Origin of the sequence: Roseovarius albus, from assembly GCF_900172335.1 — a bacterium.
Lineage (GTDB): Bacteria > Pseudomonadota > Alphaproteobacteria > Rhodobacterales > Rhodobacteraceae > Roseovarius > Roseovarius albus.
The window spans coordinates 68,953-85,556 of the sequence record NZ_FWFX01000012.1 but is presented as its reverse complement, the minus strand read 5'-3'; the positions used below and the strand labels follow the sequence as shown (position 1 = coordinate 85,556).

At 50.0% G+C, this 16,604-nt stretch carries 24 protein-coding genes and 1 tRNA gene; 12 read left to right on the top strand and 13 right to left on the bottom strand.

Annotation, left to right across the window (positions count from 1 at the left end; all coding sequences use genetic code 11):
* On the bottom strand, positions 1-225 hold the full coding sequence (locus tag ROA7450_RS16475; RefSeq protein WP_085807047.1) for a hypothetical protein: 225 nt from the start codon (positions 223-225) through the stop codon (positions 1-3).
* A 483-nt stretch (positions 226-708) separates the two neighbouring features.
* On the opposite strand from ROA7450_RS16475, the gene ROA7450_RS16470 reads away from it, so the two are divergent.
* Together ROA7450_RS16470 and ROA7450_RS16465 are read left to right on the top strand one after the other, a co-directional pair.
* The gene (locus ROA7450_RS16470) at positions 709-936 is read left to right on the top strand and encodes a hypothetical protein (protein ID WP_085807046.1); all 228 of its coding nucleotides are present in this window, start codon (positions 709-711) and stop codon (positions 934-936) included.
* Positions 937-1,100: 164 nt separating this feature from the next.
* Positions 1,101-1,328: a hypothetical protein gene (locus ROA7450_RS16465; RefSeq protein WP_143534497.1), complete on the top strand. Its 228-nt coding sequence runs from the start codon at positions 1,101-1,103 to the stop codon at positions 1,326-1,328.
* 154 nt (positions 1,329-1,482) lie between these two features.
* Here ROA7450_RS16465 and ROA7450_RS16460 read toward each other — a convergent pair whose 3' ends face one another.
* Positions 1,483-1,938, bottom strand: a complete 456-nt coding sequence (locus tag ROA7450_RS16460; RefSeq protein ID WP_085807044.1) for a hypothetical protein — start codon at positions 1,936-1,938, stop codon at positions 1,483-1,485.
* Positions 1,938-2,081 (bottom strand): hypothetical protein, encoded by a 144-nt coding sequence (locus ROA7450_RS21025; RefSeq protein WP_159454078.1) that lies wholly within the window; start codon positions 2,079-2,081, stop codon positions 1,938-1,940. The genes ROA7450_RS16460 and ROA7450_RS21025 overlap by 1 nt, the downstream gene beginning before the upstream one ends.
* Before the next feature lie 207 nt (positions 2,082-2,288).
* Between ROA7450_RS21025 and ROA7450_RS16450 the strand changes: the two genes are divergently transcribed.
* The 5 genes from ROA7450_RS16450 (at position 2,289) to ROA7450_RS16430 (ending at position 4,852) form a co-directional block, all read left to right on the top strand.
* The gene (locus tag ROA7450_RS16450) at positions 2,289-2,693 is read left to right on the top strand and encodes a hypothetical protein (protein WP_085807042.1); all 405 of its coding nucleotides are present in this window, start codon (positions 2,289-2,291) and stop codon (positions 2,691-2,693) included.
* 89 nt (positions 2,694-2,782) lie between these two features.
* A complete protein-coding gene (locus ROA7450_RS16445) occupies positions 2,783-3,394 on the top strand; it encodes a hypothetical protein (RefSeq protein WP_085807041.1) in 612 nt (203 codons plus the stop codon).
* The gene (locus ROA7450_RS16440; RefSeq protein ID WP_085807040.1) at positions 3,391-3,801 is read left to right on the top strand and encodes a hypothetical protein; all 411 of its coding nucleotides are present in this window, start codon (positions 3,391-3,393) and stop codon (positions 3,799-3,801) included. Before ROA7450_RS16445 ends, ROA7450_RS16440 begins: the two co-directional genes overlap by 4 nt.
* Before the next feature lie 91 nt (positions 3,802-3,892).
* Positions 3,893-4,168, top strand: a complete 276-nt coding sequence (locus tag ROA7450_RS16435; protein ID WP_085807039.1) for a hypothetical protein — start codon at positions 3,893-3,895, stop codon at positions 4,166-4,168.
* A gap of 132 nt (positions 4,169-4,300) precedes the next feature.
* On the top strand, positions 4,301-4,852 hold the full coding sequence (locus ROA7450_RS16430) for a Panacea domain-containing protein (protein WP_085807038.1): 552 nt from the start codon (positions 4,301-4,303) through the stop codon (positions 4,850-4,852).
* A 401-nt stretch (positions 4,853-5,253) separates the two neighbouring features.
* Here ROA7450_RS16430 and ROA7450_RS16425 read toward each other — a convergent pair whose 3' ends face one another.
* The 4 genes from ROA7450_RS16425 to ROA7450_RS16410 all read right to left on the bottom strand — a co-directional run bounded on the left by ROA7450_RS16425 (position 5,254) and on the right by ROA7450_RS16410 (position 8,433).
* Entirely contained in the window at positions 5,254-5,556 is a 303-nt protein-coding gene (locus ROA7450_RS16425; RefSeq protein WP_085807037.1) for a hypothetical protein, read from the bottom strand.
* A gap of 237 nt (positions 5,557-5,793) precedes the next feature.
* Positions 5,794-6,546 carry a S1 family peptidase gene (locus tag ROA7450_RS16420; RefSeq protein WP_143534496.1) on the bottom strand — a complete coding sequence of 251 codons (753 nt, stop codon included), beginning with the start codon at positions 6,544-6,546 and terminating at the stop codon, positions 5,794-5,796.
* Between the two features lie 87 nt (positions 6,547-6,633).
* Complete coding sequence (locus tag ROA7450_RS16415) at positions 6,634-7,761, bottom strand: hypothetical protein (protein WP_085807035.1); 1,128 nt, start codon at positions 7,759-7,761, stop codon at positions 6,634-6,636.
* A gap of 390 nt (positions 7,762-8,151) precedes the next feature.
* On the bottom strand, positions 8,152-8,433 hold the full coding sequence (locus tag ROA7450_RS16410; RefSeq protein WP_085807034.1) for a hypothetical protein: 282 nt from the start codon (positions 8,431-8,433) through the stop codon (positions 8,152-8,154).
* A gap of 104 nt (positions 8,434-8,537) precedes the next feature.
* Between ROA7450_RS16410 and ROA7450_RS21020 the strand changes: the two genes are divergently transcribed.
* Positions 8,538-8,690, top strand: a complete 153-nt coding sequence (locus tag ROA7450_RS21020; protein ID WP_159454077.1) for a hypothetical protein — start codon at positions 8,538-8,540, stop codon at positions 8,688-8,690.
* A gap of 24 nt (positions 8,691-8,714) precedes the next feature.
* Complete coding sequence (locus ROA7450_RS16405) at positions 8,715-9,197, top strand: hypothetical protein (RefSeq protein ID WP_143534495.1); 483 nt, start codon at positions 8,715-8,717, stop codon at positions 9,195-9,197.
* A 178-nt stretch (positions 9,198-9,375) separates the two neighbouring features.
* On the opposite strand, the gene ROA7450_RS16400 is transcribed toward ROA7450_RS16405, so the two are convergent.
* On the bottom strand, positions 9,376-10,383 hold the full coding sequence (locus ROA7450_RS16400) for a Hint domain-containing protein (RefSeq protein WP_085807032.1): 1,008 nt from the start codon (positions 10,381-10,383) through the stop codon (positions 9,376-9,378).
* Positions 10,384-10,553: 170 nt separating this feature from the next.
* Between ROA7450_RS16400 and ROA7450_RS16395 the strand changes: the two genes are divergently transcribed.
* Positions 10,554-10,751 carry a hypothetical protein gene (locus tag ROA7450_RS16395; RefSeq protein WP_085807031.1) on the top strand — a complete coding sequence of 66 codons (198 nt, stop codon included), beginning with the start codon at positions 10,554-10,556 and terminating at the stop codon, positions 10,749-10,751.
* 165 nt (positions 10,752-10,916) lie between these two features.
* On the opposite strand, the gene ROA7450_RS16390 is transcribed toward ROA7450_RS16395, so the two are convergent.
* A tRNA-Met gene (locus tag ROA7450_RS16390) sits at positions 10,917-10,993 on the bottom strand.
* Between the two features lie 68 nt (positions 10,994-11,061).
* The gene (gene hemC / locus ROA7450_RS16385) at positions 11,062-12,021 is read right to left on the bottom strand and encodes a hydroxymethylbilane synthase (RefSeq protein WP_085807030.1); all 960 of its coding nucleotides are present in this window, start codon (positions 12,019-12,021) and stop codon (positions 11,062-11,064) included.
* Positions 12,022-12,116: 95 nt separating this feature from the next.
* Between hemC and hemE the strand changes: the two genes are divergently transcribed.
* Positions 12,117-13,148, top strand: coding sequence for a uroporphyrinogen decarboxylase (hemE, locus tag ROA7450_RS16380; protein WP_085807029.1), 1,032 nt, complete (start codon positions 12,117-12,119; stop codon positions 13,146-13,148).
* An 8-nt stretch (positions 13,149-13,156) separates the two neighbouring features.
* On the opposite strand, the gene ROA7450_RS16375 is transcribed toward hemE, so the two are convergent.
* From ROA7450_RS16375 to ROA7450_RS16365, 3 genes are read right to left on the bottom strand one after another with little or no spacing between them, the layout of a single operon-like run.
* The gene (locus tag ROA7450_RS16375) at positions 13,157-14,200 is read right to left on the bottom strand and encodes a threonine aldolase family protein (protein WP_085807028.1); all 1,044 of its coding nucleotides are present in this window, start codon (positions 14,198-14,200) and stop codon (positions 13,157-13,159) included.
* Positions 14,197-14,670, bottom strand: coding sequence for a YcgN family cysteine cluster protein (locus ROA7450_RS16370; protein WP_085807027.1), 474 nt, complete (start codon positions 14,668-14,670; stop codon positions 14,197-14,199). The genes ROA7450_RS16375 and ROA7450_RS16370 overlap by 4 nt, the downstream gene beginning before the upstream one ends.
* Positions 14,667-15,605, bottom strand: a complete 939-nt coding sequence (locus ROA7450_RS16365) for a bifunctional riboflavin kinase/FAD synthetase (protein WP_085807026.1) — start codon at positions 15,603-15,605, stop codon at positions 14,667-14,669. Before ROA7450_RS16365 ends, ROA7450_RS16370 begins: the two co-directional genes overlap by 4 nt.
* Before the next feature lie 99 nt (positions 15,606-15,704).
* Between ROA7450_RS16365 and ROA7450_RS16360 the strand changes: the two genes are divergently transcribed.
* Positions 15,705-16,598 carry a sulfotransferase domain-containing protein gene (locus ROA7450_RS16360; protein WP_159454076.1) on the top strand — a complete coding sequence of 298 codons (894 nt, stop codon included), beginning with the start codon at positions 15,705-15,707 and terminating at the stop codon, positions 16,596-16,598.
* Positions 16,599-16,604 lie beyond the last annotated feature (6 nt).

The following is a 16,604-nucleotide window of genomic DNA, read 5'->3' as shown; positions in this document are numbered from 1 at the left end:
TTACTGGTTTGTCTCAGTCTTATTGAGTGCTCGAACTTCAGCAAGAATTGATGCCAGCGCCAAGAATAGCAAGCAGAATGCAGCAATTGAAATGTTGAGATCCAAGTCTCTGTCTATGCCCGCATATCTTCTAACTGCCTCATCATTGGCAAAGAGCTTGATTGCAGCATTAAACCCAGAGCTCGCAATCCCGAGCCAGCCAAAAACTCGTAATATCAAAATCATTTAAGTATTCCTTTTATCGGATAGAACGCCGTTTTTTGAGGCGGTCTATGTTGGGAAGGTATTGCTTCCTCGAATAGCCACACTTGCGCCTAAGTTGCAATTCATTAACTAATGCAATTCATGCCGTGAGAGTATTTATGACGAATCTATTTCTGAAAACCGCACTGACCATTTCAACCGTTTTGGCGTTGTCCTCTCCGTCCCTTGCCGGGACTAAATCTCTGAACTACACGCCATCTGGGGATGCAATTTCTATCCCGCAACCTTCCGCCTCTGACCTGCGCGAAAAGCTTAGTCCAGGTGTGAAGATATGGGATGCCGCCTGTTGCAAGGTATGCCGGAAGGGTAAGGCCTGCGGTAATTCATGCATCAAGCGAACCTACACCTGCCACAAAGGCAAAGGGTGTGCTTGTGATGGGTGAGCGCTTTTGAATTTACGGGAAAGGCCGCAGATATGAACTTTAAATCAAAGAGAGGTGAAATATGAAAGATTACGAAGAAACGCTGGTTGAATTTGACGGATCAGGTGACGAAGATTTTTTTGAAATCCCCGGCCATACCGAAGGGCTACAGTACAACGCTGTTTGCCTTAATCACAACCGATCCATTACCGGCTGGACTACGAGCAATTCACAGATAATCAACGCAATCCACTACCATCGCCAACGCAACCCGGGGCATTCGATCCGAGTTTATCAGCGCGTTGTGTGACGGACGAAGTCAATAACATTTCCGAATTCGAGGTGCCAGAAGGGCTGCGGCCAAGGATAGCACGAAAACTGGTATCTGGCGAAATGGTTGTCGCCGGATACTAACTAAAGCGAATCCATATATGGGAGGAATTTTCTTTGCACGTCACTCATTTCAAATCGGCATTGTTAAAGGCCTTGGTGGTATTGGTCCCGTCGTACACCGCTGCTTATTTAAGCGACAAAATGGTCTGGGTGGTTCCAACACTTGCGGCTTCTAGCTTTTTCGCGGCCACGATTGGTGTGAAAGATGACAGCTTTGAAAAAAGGGTTGATGAGGACCAGCAGGATCAAGAAACCACGGATCAAGTCGATCAATTTGAGGGGCTGTCAGCAGAAATAGAGGGTTCATAATATTAGATGAGGTCGTGAGGCGGTTCGCAAACTCAAACCAAACGGTACGTGTTACGCAGATATGCCATCCCGCGTCCACGATAGATTACGGCAAGGTCATGCCCAATTCCTTCTGGAAACACTCTGCTTTCCGCCTCCAATAAGGGAAGCCAACCTAACCCAAGAACTCCTCTATCGGCTCATTCTCGAAATCAGCAATGGCCGCACCCAGCGCATCATCATCCGTAGCAAACAAGGTGTCTGGAATAATTGATGTGCCTTTCTCATTCACAATTTCCAGCGTCCAGCCTTCATCATCAGCCCCTCGGTATATCTGAATTTCAAACCTATGCCCCTCTACGAGAAGCGAGCGGTTCAAGGGGCTATCTGTGATTTCATAGTCTTCTTCACCTGTGAACATATCGGAATCAATGCCACGTTCTTTGAGGTGTGCCAGCGCTGCATCATATGCTGCCTTGTCTGCGATAAATTCATGCGGCCACCTTTTGGGGTTTCCATCCAAGGTGATTTCAAGAGTCCATGATGAATTGGCCGATTGGCGGAAGATATTAATGTCCACATTCATAGGGCCGATAATAAGCGTGCGTGAGTAATCGCTTTCTTCGTACATTATTCGCCCGACCTCAGCGCCACACCCGGCCCACCGGCTACATCGCCGTTATCAAGGAACTGAATGCCTTGGGCCTCTAGGGCTTGCTGTACCTTTGCAAGATTGGTTCCGCTTGCAGTAGGGATGCCCTCAATAGCTTCCATGCGTTTTATCGTTGACTCAGCAACGTCTGAAACTTCTGCAAGTCGCTTTGCGGATAGCTTTGCATAACCTCTCGCCATGCGGATTTGTGCGCCTGTAATCATGATGTGACCTATTTTAGTTCAATTATGATCCAATATGGTTGACATCATATCAGATATGACCTAATTTAGTTCACATAAGAGATTAAATCAACACTAGGAAACCCCATGACCTACAATCGCTCTGACATCATGAAATCAGCATGGATCATTGTTCGCAGGCTTCAAGGCAATGGTGAGACGCTGGCGGCGCTGCTGTCCCGCGCTCTCAAATCGGCATGGGCCACTGCCAAGATGAATGCCGCTGCTGCCCACGCGTCAAAGCAGTCAGCCAAAGCAAAGGACGCCATTGAGGCCCGTTCAATCGACAGCCTGCAATCTGAGGCCACAACTCTCGAAAACCAAACCCGCCTTGGCTTTGCTGGCCGGGAGCGCCTGTCACAGTTTCGCGCCGCTATTCGTGCCGCTCATGTAGCAGATGTAGCAGGGGGTCATGGCCGTTTAGCAGTTTTAGCGGTTTTAGCAGGACCCAACCCCGAAAACGCAAAAAACACATCCGGCCTCGCTGCGTAGGCCAGACATTCAAAGGTGTTGCCATCATGGCAATGCCCCAGACTTAACCCCGGCCTATCTGCACGGCCACCAACACAAGGACGCTGACAATGAATGCATTAGCACTTGAAACACAATGCCAAGAGGCATCATTCCCCGACCGCCCTATAGACCTGATGGATGACATCCACGAGAGCGCATGGCGCGTACGTGGCCTGACAGAGGCTATCTCGCTGGTTCGTGAGGAAGTCCCGGCCATCTACAGCAACACGACCCAGAGCGCCCTTGTCACCGCCACACTGCACGCTTTGGAGGCCGAGGCGGCAACCCTTGAGGGGCTGGCGAACACCATCTACGACAAGCTTTCGAAACCGACCAAAGCGCCCAAGTTGCAACCCGTGACGCAAGATCCACACGCTGGATGGTTGGCACAGTGGCACGAAGAAAACGCACGCTGGCACAAAGCGGCGCAGGGCCATGATGAAGAACACAATGAGCCCGAGAAAGAAGCAGCCGAAGATGAAAAGGTACGCCTTGCCAATCTCATTGGACGCACCAAGGCGCAGACGCTTGAGGGGGTGCTAGTTCAAATCGAATACTGGCTTATCGATTATGGCGACTACCTTTGGGGGCGGGAAACGCCTGACGTGATTGAGGCCGTAACGCTTCATTGTGTGAGAGATGGCATCAAGGGCTTTATCAAGAAAGGAGATGCAGCATGAAACGCCGAGGATTCCTATTGGGCTCAGCAGTTGCACCAACAGCGATATTTGCAGCGCAGGCAACGACAGACCCAGACAAAGAGCTAGACGCGATTTTGAGCATCGCAAAGCATACCGGCCTGTCGATAGATGATTTGGTAGACTGGTTGGAAGGCGTAGACGTGGAGCGTATTGCTCAGAACGTGAAAAAGCCACCTTCCATCAAATGGGATCAATACAACACGCATTCTTCAATGCAGGCGGTATACGCTGGAACAGCTTTGTCTTTGAAGGCTAATACTTTCCCAGGGAGGGGCTATTTAATCGCACAGCTTCGTGCGAAGGGTGACCGGCAAAAAATGCGCCAAATGATGAGCATCCATACAGGCCCAGAAGCGGACAAAATCGCGCGAGAGCTAGAATCCTAACGGGCCGTGAGTATGTCAATTTTTAGCATACCCAACACCGTTTTCCGAGGCGGTCCATGGGCAACAAAAACGCAAGAGAAAGGATAGAGCAATGACAACCGTATACGATCCGGTTAAGCACTATTGCCTGAGCAATATCCCTGATGAACACGAAGCAGAGGGGCCTTTCGAAATCCGGCCAGAATGGCTTTATGAGGACGCCGATACTGATAGCTGGGAGGTCGCACGACCCACTACGCCCTATGGTGAGGAAGTGGGCAGGTATCCGGGGCCAATCTGCCTTTGCACGCACAAAGAGCATGCGGAGGCTATACGGGACGCCCTCAACGCCTTTACCAATCCAGCGGGGCGGTTGTTGGCTAGGTGAGAACTTGGATTGTTGAATCTCAGTACTTAAATTAGATTACGAAAACGCAACAGCATGTTCACAAAATCTTGGAATGTATTGCCCAAAATACAATTTGAGCGCATGTTGTAGCTGAGTAAAAGAAGCCCAATTATGACTTACGACCCGAAAAAAGCAGCACAAACCATAGCTTTCTTTGCGATGCAGGAAGGCGGTATTATCAATGTGTTGAAGGTGGTGAAGCTGGTGTACCTAGCGGACCGTGAGAGCTTGAGGTTGCGCGGGCATCCGATCCAGGACGAGGTGAGAGTTTCTATGCCTCATGGCCCGGTAAATTCTACGACATTGGATTACTTGAATGGTGCATATCGCGATGATGGCGGATGGTCAGAATACCTCCAAGATAGATCCAACAACAACGTAGGTCTTTCAGATTCCAGCATGAACAATGAAGCTTTAACCGCCCTTAGCGATGGGGATATGGATATTCTCGAAAATGTGTGGCGACAATTTGGACATATGGATCGCTATGATTTGGCCGATTGGACACATAACCACGTGGCAGAGTGGCAAGATCCACAAGGCTCATCTAGGTTAATCCCGCTTGACCGAATGATGACAGCTGTTGGTCTGGATAGACCTATTGAACGTGCAAAAGAACTCGAAAGCTTGAATCGTGCCTCTAGTATTTTGGCCGCACTTTGATAGCATTCCATCGGAAAGGAACTTTACTCGTTCCTTCAGGACCCAGAATTAATCCTGACCAAAAGCACCTCCACATAGTTTGTAATGATACTTGCGATAAAGGGCTCAATTTGCTTGTGCCAGTAAGCACGTTCTATGACGGGTGTGATAGCACATGCGAACTGGACGAAGGCGACCATCCTTTTATTACGCACCTTTCCTACGTTTTCTATAACCGCGCTACTATTTACAGGGCAGATGATTTAGGGCGCGGATTGCAAGATAACCGCCTAGTGGCGCAGCCAGATATGGACGAAGTGGTTTTTGCGAAGGTTGAAGTCGGAATTTACAATTCTCCGGACACGCCTAGAGGTGTGAAGCTCTATTTAAACCGCAGCTAAGCTTCACACACAATTTCGGTTTTACTCGGACCAAACCGAAGTGTAGCGCAGGTCAAAAGTGGATTCACAGCCGTACACTGCCTGCCTTTCAAATCCACCAATCCGCACAAAGCCTTTATAAGTTTGCTCTGGCCCGCAAGCCATCTTGCTATCATCTTGGGCGCAACAATAATAAAACTCAATTTTAGAACTACAATGATTGGATACTTCCATATGACCGAGGCCAGCTTGTATCACTTGAACGCAGTGGCTTTGTGCTTCAGCATGATTGGGCGAGGTGAAAAATAGTATCGAAGTAATATAGAATATCAAAAAATGTTTCATGGTTTTCCGCTTTAACTGAATGGGACCATGGTAGCACAATTTTTATTTGCGCTCTACTCTGGTAGCTGGCCTCCGATATAGACGGCATGCCTCTACAAGACTATCTGACATGGGCGCGTGCGAGGATTGATGAGCTTGATCCTCTCTCCAATGTTTCAGAAGACGAGCAACCTAAGTAAACAACTACTCCGCTCCCGAATGAATAGGTTCATTTCTGAAGTCTAAGCACAAAAGGCACTATCGGAAGTCTGAGAGACGCGTGCCACCTAGGAATGAAGGCGTCCAGTCACACAGTTCGGTAAGGCTCTCGGCAATTCCATATTGAGTTATCCTGACACGTTTTTCAGTGTAGGTTTCGCCACTTTCATTCACTTCAGTAATCTCATCTTCAACTTGTTCAGATTTGAAGCTACCAACGCAGACACCAACGACTTCATTGTGGTCCTTATGATAAATAAATAGTGGGGCTCCACTTAAGCCAGGTGATGGAGAAAAACTAAGCTCGTAGCCTTTTGACCTCGGCATTAAAGCCAGATGCCCTTCCCGAATATTTCTTTGTATGATCCCTTTGTATGCTCTCAATGGCGTAGTAATTTTGTTTTCACCATCAATTGAGATTGCATCCTCAGGAAATCCACAGGTAGCAACTCTCTGCCAAACGTCGCACTCCGCATCGCTTATTCGATAGTGAGTCTTATGCGTATAATTTGAAATACCAACAGCAATGTCTTGTCCGTTTGGGGCATATTCATAACTCAATATATCTGTTACGAATGTTCCTTCGCTGGAGGTACCTACAACTCCGCAAAATTGACCATAGTTCTCCACGCGGCTCAAAGCAGTCTTTAGAACATGGGCAGCTGTCATAAACAGACCGCTTTGAGAAATCAAAAAAGCTGTGCCGATTAGTTTTTCTACTTTGGCGTAGTCGGCGCGCGGCTTTGTAAAGCTAACTATGCGCAATAGATCACTTTGTAGATACAAGGACACTCCCTATCGTCAATTAAAACTCTAAGTTTACTAGAATATTACCAACTCCAGGCAAGCTATTGGCAACCTACATTCGATCAATGAACCCTATTGCTCAGGGTCGTGCAAAGTCAAATACCCACCTCCGCCAATAGGTCCCCAATCCATCAGTTTTGCAAACTTATAGCTAACTTGCTTTTTTGCCCAACCGTGCCCCTCAAAAACATCAAAGGCGTACAAAAGGTCCTCAGTTATCCTGAGATAATTTTCAAGCGAGCCCTCTATGCTCTCCCCGCGGTGTGCAAGCCTATTTCTATCTTGCGTAAAGTCATACACTAGATTCAGCTCAGATTTAATCTCGGACCAATTTTCAAAATCTCTCTTGCCGCTATGAAGTTCAGGAAGGTAGTTCCTTAAAATGTTGAACAATGGCGGCGATGGAGAGTACATCGCGAGCCAGCTTGCGTCTGGTGCGCATTTAGAAATGTGTTGTTTAACACCTATCTCAAGCGCCGAGTAGCATATTAACAATGCGCTACGGTGGTTTTGGTCGGCGATATTTTTCGCTTCGCGTAGCAGCTGATGCCCGAGCGGTTCCTGTTGCCCCGTGTTGCTCCACAGCTGAGTAAAATTTCGCTGCGTCTCATCTGACCACTTAAGTCCCTCACCAACTAAAAGGGTAAATGCATCCCGCTTTCGCCTCGGAACCGCATGATAGTTTTCTTGGGTAGTTCGCCAATACAAGCCTCCTCTAATGTCTGGGCCGTAACCAATCTTTTCTGGACCGGGCACTTTTTCGAGCCATCTCAACAATTGCAGGAAGCGAATAGCGTGCCTCTCCATCTCTTTCCCTGTCGAGACGCAAAGCTCTCGAAGCTTTCTAGGCAAAATATCTACATTTGGGCCGTAACCTGGGGCAATCTTGCCATTTAAATCTATCACCTCATCGTTCCCCAAGAAGTGCGGTAGATTCAAAGGCGTCTCATCCGGTTTTACAATACGTTCGACAACTAGTGTTTCGACAAAATTAGTCTGGCGCTCGGTTGCATCACGAGAAACTTTAGCAATTAACTCCAAGTTTCTATGGCCAAAATCGGAATCACTTTCATCGCCCCTACACTTAATTTGAATTTCTAAACCGTTGGCCTCATCGGTAAAACTCAAGCCCTCAGGGCGAAATGGATTGAAGACATATTCATGCAAGCTAGCTTTGAGTATAAAATGGATTTGTGGCATCTAGTAATATCTCGTCAAAATCTTCTGAAAGTTAATCGCAGTTTCAGAGGTGGATCAATCCATACGCTCTGACAATCAAGTTGGGACAGGCTGCTTTATCTGAAACTAACAGCAGCTTCATAGAATTTCGTCATCCCCTAAAATGTACGTGCTTTTAAATTTGCAATGGAAGGTCGCGGGCGATGGGGAGCACCCCCGCGACACAGGGCGTTAGTTAGGTAGAGCCCCGCCGACCAGAATCCTGCAAACTGGCCACTTCCACCCTCAGAAAGGGCGCGCCAAAACTCGGTATGAATACTGAGGATCAACAGTGGCAGTAGGTCATAGTCTTGGCGTTTGAGAGAAGGGCTTTCTTAATAGCTATCGAACTTGTGAATACTCGTGTGTTGCTTACACCAGCTTCAGCTCTTCCAAGAAAAGAAGCTCCAACTCAAAGCACTCTACTAGCTTTTGCGCATCATCCAGGCTTCGTAGATAGACCGCAGACGCATCATGTCCTGGCTGCCTGTCGCTCACCCAAACGTAGTTGTTTTGCCCAACTTCACAATTAAGCCAATCGAACATTTCATCCAGCTTTCGACCGTATCCTAGCTCCGGCGTCTTGATACGTACGCGGACCGGAAACTTGCTCTCGGCGTTCTTTTTGAGGGGACTACGGGCACGGTTAGGCATTCAGAACAATTAGCGAACATTGTTTACTAAAGGCAACAACGTAAATTAACAGTTTTTTAATTTCTTCAATTTATCTTGTAGAGAGAGTTACTTGGAGCGCCGCCGTGGATGAAAAACCTACTGATGAACTTAAGGATTTACTGTTTGAATATATTGAACAATTCGGTTTCATAAAGCAGGCGGAAGCTTATTTCATCAAGCAATATGCGCGCACGTGTACAATTCAGCGCGATGACAAAGGCAGTGGATCAGCTTAATTTTGACCTTTGTTTGGCCTTAGTTTGGATAGAAAAAATATGTGGTGTAATTTTAATTTCTATCCATCGGCCCCTAAACCTCTGGAGCATGGTTTGACTCTATTTGTTCGCGAAGATGATTTTTCAATCCAGTTTTCGAATTCGACTTCCAAACGCTTTTTCATTCGAGTTGTTGATCCTGGCAAGACAACCAGCACTCTAAATATTTCGGACTTTCTAATTTCGGCAGATGAAGAGGAGGAAGCGATTGAGGCATTGGCTCTGCTACACAAGCGTTACCCCAGATGCTTTCAAGCTTCCTCATGGTTATTTAGCAACTTGAGCCCATCACACACAGGAAAATTGACTAAAGATGAGCGTGAAAAGCTCGTTTCTGACTTTGATACAATTACTAAGGTTCTCAAGCGTTATTGTAGTCATGCTGACATCGAAATCTCTAATATCTATCTCAAAATAAATCGGGGCACATTTGAGGGCATTGTGGAGTTCAGAGGTGAAGGGCCATAAATGTTATAGACCCGAGTTGGCTACCCTAATGGGTACTAGTTCTATGTTAGTAGATGTCCGGAATGAAAACGCTTCAAGTTTTGGCATCACTATCGGGAATGCCGTCTAGGCAATCCCGTGCCAAACATCCCCTTGGTCGAACAAAGGTCTAATCCGTGGCTTTTTGCGTCAATGGTGGTTAATGGGATAACCCTACAACTTCAACATGGGTACCCTTTTTCATTATTCGTTGTGCACGAGAGGGCCCAACGACCTGCCTTGCCGCTGTTGGCTCACTATCCAATTCTCCATCAGGTGATTGGAGGAAAATGGACTTCAATTCCTCCTGAACTCCTTGTTCCAAAGAATTCATCGCGACTGCCCCAGGTAAAAAGGATTCAGTTGCAATACCTTCTGAGAAGATAATCTCATGCTGGTCAAAGACCAGATGATAATAATCAACTGCTCTGCAGCCTTTTTTTATTCTTACGCCTTTTTTATGGATCAACCCTTTTGCTGCTACCAGCGTCTCTTCACCAGCGAGCTTCAACAGAATGCGGTGTTGGGGCGATACACAAAGAGTCGAAGTTGGAAGGTTCTCTCCCAAACTTCCCGGCTTGAATTCGATTGGCTTGTGGTTAGAGTTCTCGTCATTGAATTCCAATTTACGATGCAAAACTCGCTCAATTTTCTTAGGGCCATGGTCGAGCGTTTTAACAACATCGCCTGCGCGAAGGTTTTCAACGGGCACATCACCTTTGTCAGTAAGGATGTGAGCCCCCTTGGCGAAACACACAAATCCTGGAAACTGAATCGGTGTCGTCGTGTCTAGAGAGGCAACATCACCTTGTGTATTTCCGTTTTGAAGATTTGGATAATCCGGATCTCCGGGCTCCCCGGTCAGGTCAATGGCAAAGGTATCACCCACAGAAAGTGTTGAACCGCTTGGCAGGGGCCCGGCAATTCGAAAATACGCGGCTGGTTGATCCGGATCCCCACGTACGAGGTGGCTTCCAAGATACTCATAGGAATAGGATAGGCCAGATATTGTGATTGTGTCACCACTGGCAACCGTACTTAGTAAAACTGCACCTTCCTCTTCAGCAACAGCAGCACTGACTGTGCTCGTTGTGATGTTGATGTTTCCTCCTGAAGTAGCAGGGTCTCCATTCACGACTTGTAGCTCTAAAGGTATGGTTGTTGGCATTTCTCTTTATTCCAGAATCAGTAAAATAAATACAACTTTAATAAAAGATTGCGCAATGTATAGTAGATTAATATAATTTACACGATTATTTTAAGTGAATTTAAGGCAATCCATGGTAGAGTACTATAATTAATTTTTACCAAAAGTTACTAGAGGACAGGAATTAAACAATGTCTGAATATGATTCCACATTTGGGCGCAATTATCCCTCAAAAGACGAGCGACCTTATTCCGCAATCAAAGTTGACACAGGCTCTGCCCATCCTCCCAAGCAACCAAAACTCAATAAATGGTTTGTCTGTGCAATCTTTATGATTGGAATTTCTGCGGGGACAGAAGCCCTTTACCATATTTGGTACATTAACTGACTTAACCAAACAGGGCGGCAAGTGATTCCGTCGCAAGTTCGACAAACGATACGTTGTCCGCCAAAATCCACCGTCAGTTAGGTGAATTTGTCCCCCATATGTCCCCCAGAGCGACATCTCTATGTGGTTGTTTGCGAGTATTTTCGTGTAAGTAATTGATTTATTTGGTAGCGGAGGAGGGACTTGAACCCCCGACACGCGGATTATGATTCCGCTGCTCTAACCAACTGAGCTACTCCGCCAAACCGTGGCGCTAGGTAGTCCACTGCCATTGCTGCGTCAAGTGCAAATTGTACAGCGACGGCGCAGATTATCCGCGCCACTCGAAAAATCCTGATCCGGCCAGTTTCAACAACCGTGCCGCCATTTCTCGCCCCAGCTCTGACCCATCTTCGATGGGTGCGCTGTAGTCGTCTTTCAGACATTCACTGCCGTCCGGGCGTAAAATCTCACCGCGTAGGCGGAGGGTGCTGCCATCGAGCTCAGCCAATCCCGCGATGGGTGTTTCACATGATCCATCAAGCGCGGCCAGAAAGGCGCGTTCGGCATTCAGGCGTTGCGCGGTTTGCGTGTCGTGGATCGCGCTGAGCATTTCTGCAGCGCGCATATCGTTCGCGCGGCGTTCAATGCCGATGGCCCCTTGGGCCACTGCGGGCAGCATGACGTCAGGCTCAATCGCAGAGCGTGCGACCTCAGCCTGGCCCAATCGCCGCAACCCGGCCATGGCCAGAAACGTGCAATCAGCCACGCCGTCCTGAAGTTTTTTCAGCCGCGTCTGCACATTGCCGCGAAATTCAACCACTTGCAGGTGCGGATAAGCCACCAAGACTTGTGCCTTGCGTCGCAGCGACGAGGTGCCGACCTTTGCGCCCTTGGGCAGGTACGCCAATGATTCGACATGCGGCGACACAAACGCATCGCGCACATCCTCGCGTGGCAGGTAACAATCCAGCAGTAACCCATCAGGCTGCGCTACCGGCATGTCCTTCATCGAATGCACAGCAATGTCGATGGAGTTATCCAGCAGTGCTTCTTCAATTTCCTTTGTAAACAATCCCTTACCGCCAATTTCCTTGAGCGGCTTGTCTGCTTCGATCATCTGGCGATTGTCACCGCTGGTCTTGATCACCACGATCTCGAATGCGGCGTCGGGCAGGTCAAACATCTGCATCAGCCGTTCACGTGTTTCATGGGCCTGCGCCAAGGCAAGTGGCGAGCCACGTGTGCCCAGCTTCAGCGGGGCGTTCGGGGAGGGAAGGTTCACTGTCATATCTGCGGTCTAGACGCGGCAAAATGACATTACAAGAGACCTGCGCTTGACATCTTGTCGCCGTAAGGTGACCACGCTTGCAAACGGAGGGTGGCATGGCTGCAGAAAAAACGATCCTGAAGGCGCTGGCGGGTGAAACTCAAGACGTGCCGCCGATCTGGATGATGCGTCAGGCTGGGCGATATCTGCCCGAATATCGCGCCACACGGGCCGAGGCCGGAGATTTCTTGTCGCTGTGTTACAACAGCGATCTGGCGACCGAGGTGACCCTGCAACCGATCCGGCGCTATGGCTTTGATGCGGCTATCCTTTTTGCCGATATTCTGTTGCTGCCACAGGCACTGGGCGCGGATCTGTGGTTTGTTACCGGTGAGGGACCGCGCTTGTCGACTATCACCTCGCAGACCGAGTTGGATCAGCTGAAGCCGACAGAAGATATTCACGAAACGCTTGCGCCAATCTATCAAACCGTACGCAACCTGTCTGAGGCCCTGCCCAAGGAAACCACGCTGATTGGGTTCGCCGGTGCACCGTGGACCGTGGCCACCTACATGATCGCCGGGCGCGGCACGCCGGATCAAGGCCCTGCCCATGCGTTGAAGGCCGAGAACAAGCCCGTGTTCGAGGGCATCATCGACCGTCTGACCGAATCGACGATTGAATACCTGTCTGCTCAGATCGAGGCCGGGGCGGAGGTGGTCAAACTCTTTGATAGCTGGGCCGGGTCGCTGAAGGGTGATGATTTTGAAAACTATGCGGTTGAACCAACCCGCAAGATCATCGACGAGCTCAAAGCCCGTCATCCCGACACGCCAATCATCGCCTTCCCACGTGAGGCAGGCGAAGGCTACATCGGATTCCATGAAAAGACTGGCGCGGATTGCGTGGCGCTGGACAATTCTGTCAGCCCGGAGTGGGCGGCGGAAAATGTGCAGTCGCACGGCTGTGTACAGGGCAATCTGGCCTCAAAACACATGGTCACGGGCGGCGATGCCTTGGTGCAGGAAGCCCGCGCCATCGTTGAGGCCTTCAAGAACGGCCCACACATCTTTAATCTCGGCCATGGCATTACGCCGGACGCCGATCCGGACAATGTGCAGCGGATGATCGATGCGGTGCGCGGTTAAATGCGCCTTTACTTTGCTGCCGCAATGAATTGGTCGATCTCTGCTTCTGTTATCGACCAATCGCAAACCAAACGCATCGACAGCGGCGCTTCCGGATCACCGCTGTCCAATGGTCCGTCAAAAAGACCATAGACAGCTCCACCTGCGCGCAGCTTTTGATGTGTTGCGCGCGGCAGTCTGGCAAAGATCATGTTGACTTGCACGTCGTAAAGGATTTCGGCTCCGTCGATTTCAGTCAAACGTTTTGCCAGATAAGCCCCGTGCGCATTGGCCAAACGCGCGGTTTCCAACCATAGGTCATCGGCCAGATAGCCTTGCATCTGCGCCGACAGATAGCGGTGCTTGGAAAACAGATGTGCCCCGCGTTTGCGGCGCAGTTCAAATTCCCAGGCCTTTGACGGATCAAAGAAAATCACCGCCTCAACCCCCATGCAGCCGTTTTTTGACCCGCCAAGCGAGACCGCATCGACGCCAGCCTTCCATGTCATTTCGGCTGGCGTGCAGCCCAAGGCCACCAACGCATTGGTGAATCTAGCGCCGTCCATATAGGTTGGCAGATCATACTTTTTTGCCACTGTGGTCAGGGCCTGTATTTCGGTCACACAATAGATGCGCCCATTTTCAGTGGCCTGCGTTAGCGCCAAAGGGCCACGCTGCGAGACATGTACATCGCCTTTTACCCAGCTTGTTATGGCCTGTTCCAACCCTTCGGGAGTCAGCTTATCTCCCTCACCAGCCAATGTCAGTTTGGCTCCACCGGTATAGAACTCAGGCGCGTGACATTCATCGCGTTGGATATGTGCCGCTGCAGAGCAAAACACCGTATCCCAAGGCTGCGCCAGACACGCAAGCGCCAGAGAATTCGCCGCCGTGCCGGTGGCAACAAGATAAACTGCCGCTTCAGGGGCTTCAAAAAGCTCTCGGATTTTGGCGCGCACTCTGTCCATGATCGTATCATCACCGTATGAGGGCTGATAGCCGCTGTTGGCCTTGATCACTGCATCCAGAATCGCAGGGTGTGCCGGGCCGCAATTGTCTGATCCGAAATTCATCCCAAAGGTTCCTCAATCAAGTGATCTTCCCAATCGTCTTCGTCGATCTCAAACTCGGGTACTGTCCGGTCTTGCATCGACACGCCTGCTGCATGTACCGAATTGGGATCGCAAGAAATTAGCGGGTGCCAGTTGTACAAAGGTTCACCGTTCCAGAGCAGCTTGTAAGCACAGGTTTCGGGCATCCAATAGAGATTTTCCTCGATATTATCTGCGCTCAATGTGATGCATTCGGGAATAAACTGATGTCTGATCGGATACTGTGCGCAATGGCAGGTGCTGTCGTCAAACAGGCGGCAGGCGACGCGGGTCAGGGCGACTTCGCCACTGTCCTCATCTTCCAGCTTGTTCATGCAGCATTTGCCGCAACCATCACACAGGGCTTCCCATTCTTTCGGTGTAAGCTTGCTCATGGGTGTCTTTTCCCAAAAGCGCTTGCGCAGGCCTTTGCGGTCAATCGGATCGGTCATAGGGCGCTCAGAATTCTGCGGGCACGGGCACAATCATCATCCATCTGGGCGACAAAGGCCTCGAGGCCGTCAAAGGTTTCTTCCGGTCGCAAGTAGTCGACCAAAGCCACCGACATGTGGGTGCCATATAGATCACCAGAGAAATCGAACAGGAAAGTTTCCAAATTAGGCACTTCGCCATTGAACATCGGGCGGGTGCCGATGCTGGCCGCGCCGTGATAATGCCCGGCATGAGGCCCATCCAGCACATCCACCAGCACCGCATAGACGCCGAATTTTGGAGGGTGCAGCCCTTCGATCGACATGTTCGCAGTCGGGTAGCCCAGCGTCCGACCGCGTTGTTCGCCGCCGACAATGATGCCTTCCATTCGGTGCCAATGGCCCAACATACTGGCCGCATCACGCGGACGCCCTTCGCCCAACGCATTGCGGATCGCGGTGGATGAGACTTCGCCTTCGTCCCCGGCAATCAACTCGGCAATCGTGACGCCAAACCCCAACTCCTTGCCGAAATTGACCAGGTCATGTGCCGAACCGGCCCGCCCTTTGCCAAAACAGAAATCGGCCCCTACCACGATATGGCGCAGACCCAACCCCTCGCAAATCACATCACGGGCAAATTCTTTGGGGGATAACGCCGACAATGTCGCGCTGAAATTCAGCTCATACAACCGTTCGATCCCAAGCTTTTCCAAGCGGCTGGCGCGTGCCTCGGCGCTCATCAATCGAAACGGCGCGCTATCTGGGGCAAAAAACTTGCGCGGGTGCGGTTCGAACGTCATCACACCTAACGGTGCATCAATCTTAGCTCCGGCCACACGGGCCATATCTATGACAGCCTGATGTCCAAGATGAACACCATCAAAGTTCCCGATGGCCACGCTGGCCCCCCGGTCCTCGGGCTCTGTATAGTTATAATCACGAATGATGCGCATGGCGCAGGGGTAGCGATATCGCCTGCTGGGTGCAAGCAGGATGCTGGTGCATTGTGAATGTCTGCGTTAGGCATAACTTAGAAGATGTGGAGTGCAGGGATGACGAAGGCGAGACCGACCACAATCGAAGGCATGCGCGAGAACATGAAAGGCTTCGCCACGGATGAGGGCGTGCACCGCGGTTTGACCTATAAACCTGATCCGACAGATATCTTCATAAGCCCCTATGCCAAATGTGGTACCACATGGATGCAGCAGATCGTGCACGGACTGCGCACGGGCGGTGTTATGGATTTCGCGGAAATCACCGAAGTTGTGCCATGGCTTGAGCTTGCCCATGATATGGGTGTCGATATAAATGCGCCACAGGCGGCCGTCCCTCGCGCCTTCAAAAGCCACTTGAACTGGGAGAACATCCCTAAGGGCGGACGTTATATTGTGGTGCTGCGTGATCCGTTGGATGCCTTTGTCTCACTTTATAAATTTTTGGATGGTTGGCATTTTGAGAGCGGTTCGATCTCATTACCCGATTTTGCGGAGTATTTTTTGAATCGGGAACCATCGAACAATTACTGGGGTCACTTGTCCGGGTGGTGGGAGCAACGCCACAACCTGAAAGTTATGCTGCTGTCGTTTGAGGATATGAAACAAGACCTCCCCGCGGTTGTTAAGTCTGTCGCGGACTTCATGGGTGTTGCCGATCAGGCAACCATTGATGTGGCCACACATCAGGCGGGGTTTGAATTTATGAAAGCTCACCCAACACAGTTTGACGACCACCTATTGCGTCAGGCGCGGGATGCCGCCTGCAACCTGCCAGCCGATGGGGTTTCAACCAAGGTCAGTCAAGGGAAATCGGGGGCAGGGCGACAGATGGTTGGTGATGAAATACGTGCTGCCTTCGCAAGACGATGGTCTGAAACCATCGAACGGGAATATGGCTTGCCCAATTACGCGGCGCTCAGACAGGCGATTAAGCAAAACCAATCCTGATCCATT

Coding starts and splice junctions, on each gene's coding strand:
- ROA7450_RS16360 (WP_159454076.1), top strand. CDS start 15,705: ATGACGAAGGCGAGACCGACCACAATCGAAGGCATGCGCGAGAACATG.
- ROA7450_RS16470 (WP_085807046.1), top strand. CDS start 709: ATGAAAGATTACGAAGAAACGCTGGTTGAATTTGACGGATCAGGTGAC.
- ROA7450_RS16415 (WP_085807035.1), bottom strand. CDS start 7,761: ATGCCACAAATCCATTTTATACTCAAAGCTAGCTTGCATGAATATGTC.
- ROA7450_RS16440 (WP_085807040.1), top strand. CDS start 3,391: ATGAAACGCCGAGGATTCCTATTGGGCTCAGCAGTTGCACCAACAGCG.
- ROA7450_RS16430 (WP_085807038.1), top strand. CDS start 4,301: ATGACTTACGACCCGAAAAAAGCAGCACAAACCATAGCTTTCTTTGCG.
- hemE (WP_085807029.1), top strand. CDS start 12,117: ATGGCTGCAGAAAAAACGATCCTGAAGGCGCTGGCGGGTGAAACTCAA.
- ROA7450_RS16425 (WP_085807037.1), bottom strand. CDS start 5,556: ATGAAACATTTTTTGATATTCTATATTACTTCGATACTATTTTTCACC.
- ROA7450_RS21025 (WP_159454078.1), bottom strand. CDS start 2,081: ATGGAAGCTATTGAGGGCATCCCTACTGCAAGCGGAACCAATCTTGCA.
- ROA7450_RS16460 (WP_085807044.1), bottom strand. CDS start 1,938: ATGTACGAAGAAAGCGATTACTCACGCACGCTTATTATCGGCCCTATG.
- ROA7450_RS16365 (WP_085807026.1), bottom strand. CDS start 15,605: ATGCGCATCATTCGTGATTATAACTATACAGAGCCCGAGGACCGGGGG.
- ROA7450_RS16475 (WP_085807047.1), bottom strand. CDS start 225: ATGATTTTGATATTACGAGTTTTTGGCTGGCTCGGGATTGCGAGCTCT.
- ROA7450_RS16410 (WP_085807034.1), bottom strand. CDS start 8,433: ATGCCTAACCGTGCCCGTAGTCCCCTCAAAAAGAACGCCGAGAGCAAG.
- ROA7450_RS16450 (WP_085807042.1), top strand. CDS start 2,289: ATGACCTACAATCGCTCTGACATCATGAAATCAGCATGGATCATTGTT.
- ROA7450_RS16375 (WP_085807028.1), bottom strand. CDS start 14,200: ATGAATTTCGGATCAGACAATTGCGGCCCGGCACACCCTGCGATTCTG.
- ROA7450_RS16370 (WP_085807027.1), bottom strand. CDS start 14,670: ATGACCGATCCGATTGACCGCAAAGGCCTGCGCAAGCGCTTTTGGGAA.
- hemC (WP_085807030.1), bottom strand. CDS start 12,021: ATGACAGTGAACCTTCCCTCCCCGAACGCCCCGCTGAAGCTGGGCACA.
- ROA7450_RS16395 (WP_085807031.1), top strand. CDS start 10,554: ATGTCTGAATATGATTCCACATTTGGGCGCAATTATCCCTCAAAAGAC.
- ROA7450_RS16445 (WP_085807041.1), top strand. CDS start 2,783: ATGAATGCATTAGCACTTGAAACACAATGCCAAGAGGCATCATTCCCC.
- ROA7450_RS16400 (WP_085807032.1), bottom strand. CDS start 10,383: ATGCCAACAACCATACCTTTAGAGCTACAAGTCGTGAATGGAGACCCT.
- ROA7450_RS16435 (WP_085807039.1), top strand. CDS start 3,893: ATGACAACCGTATACGATCCGGTTAAGCACTATTGCCTGAGCAATATC.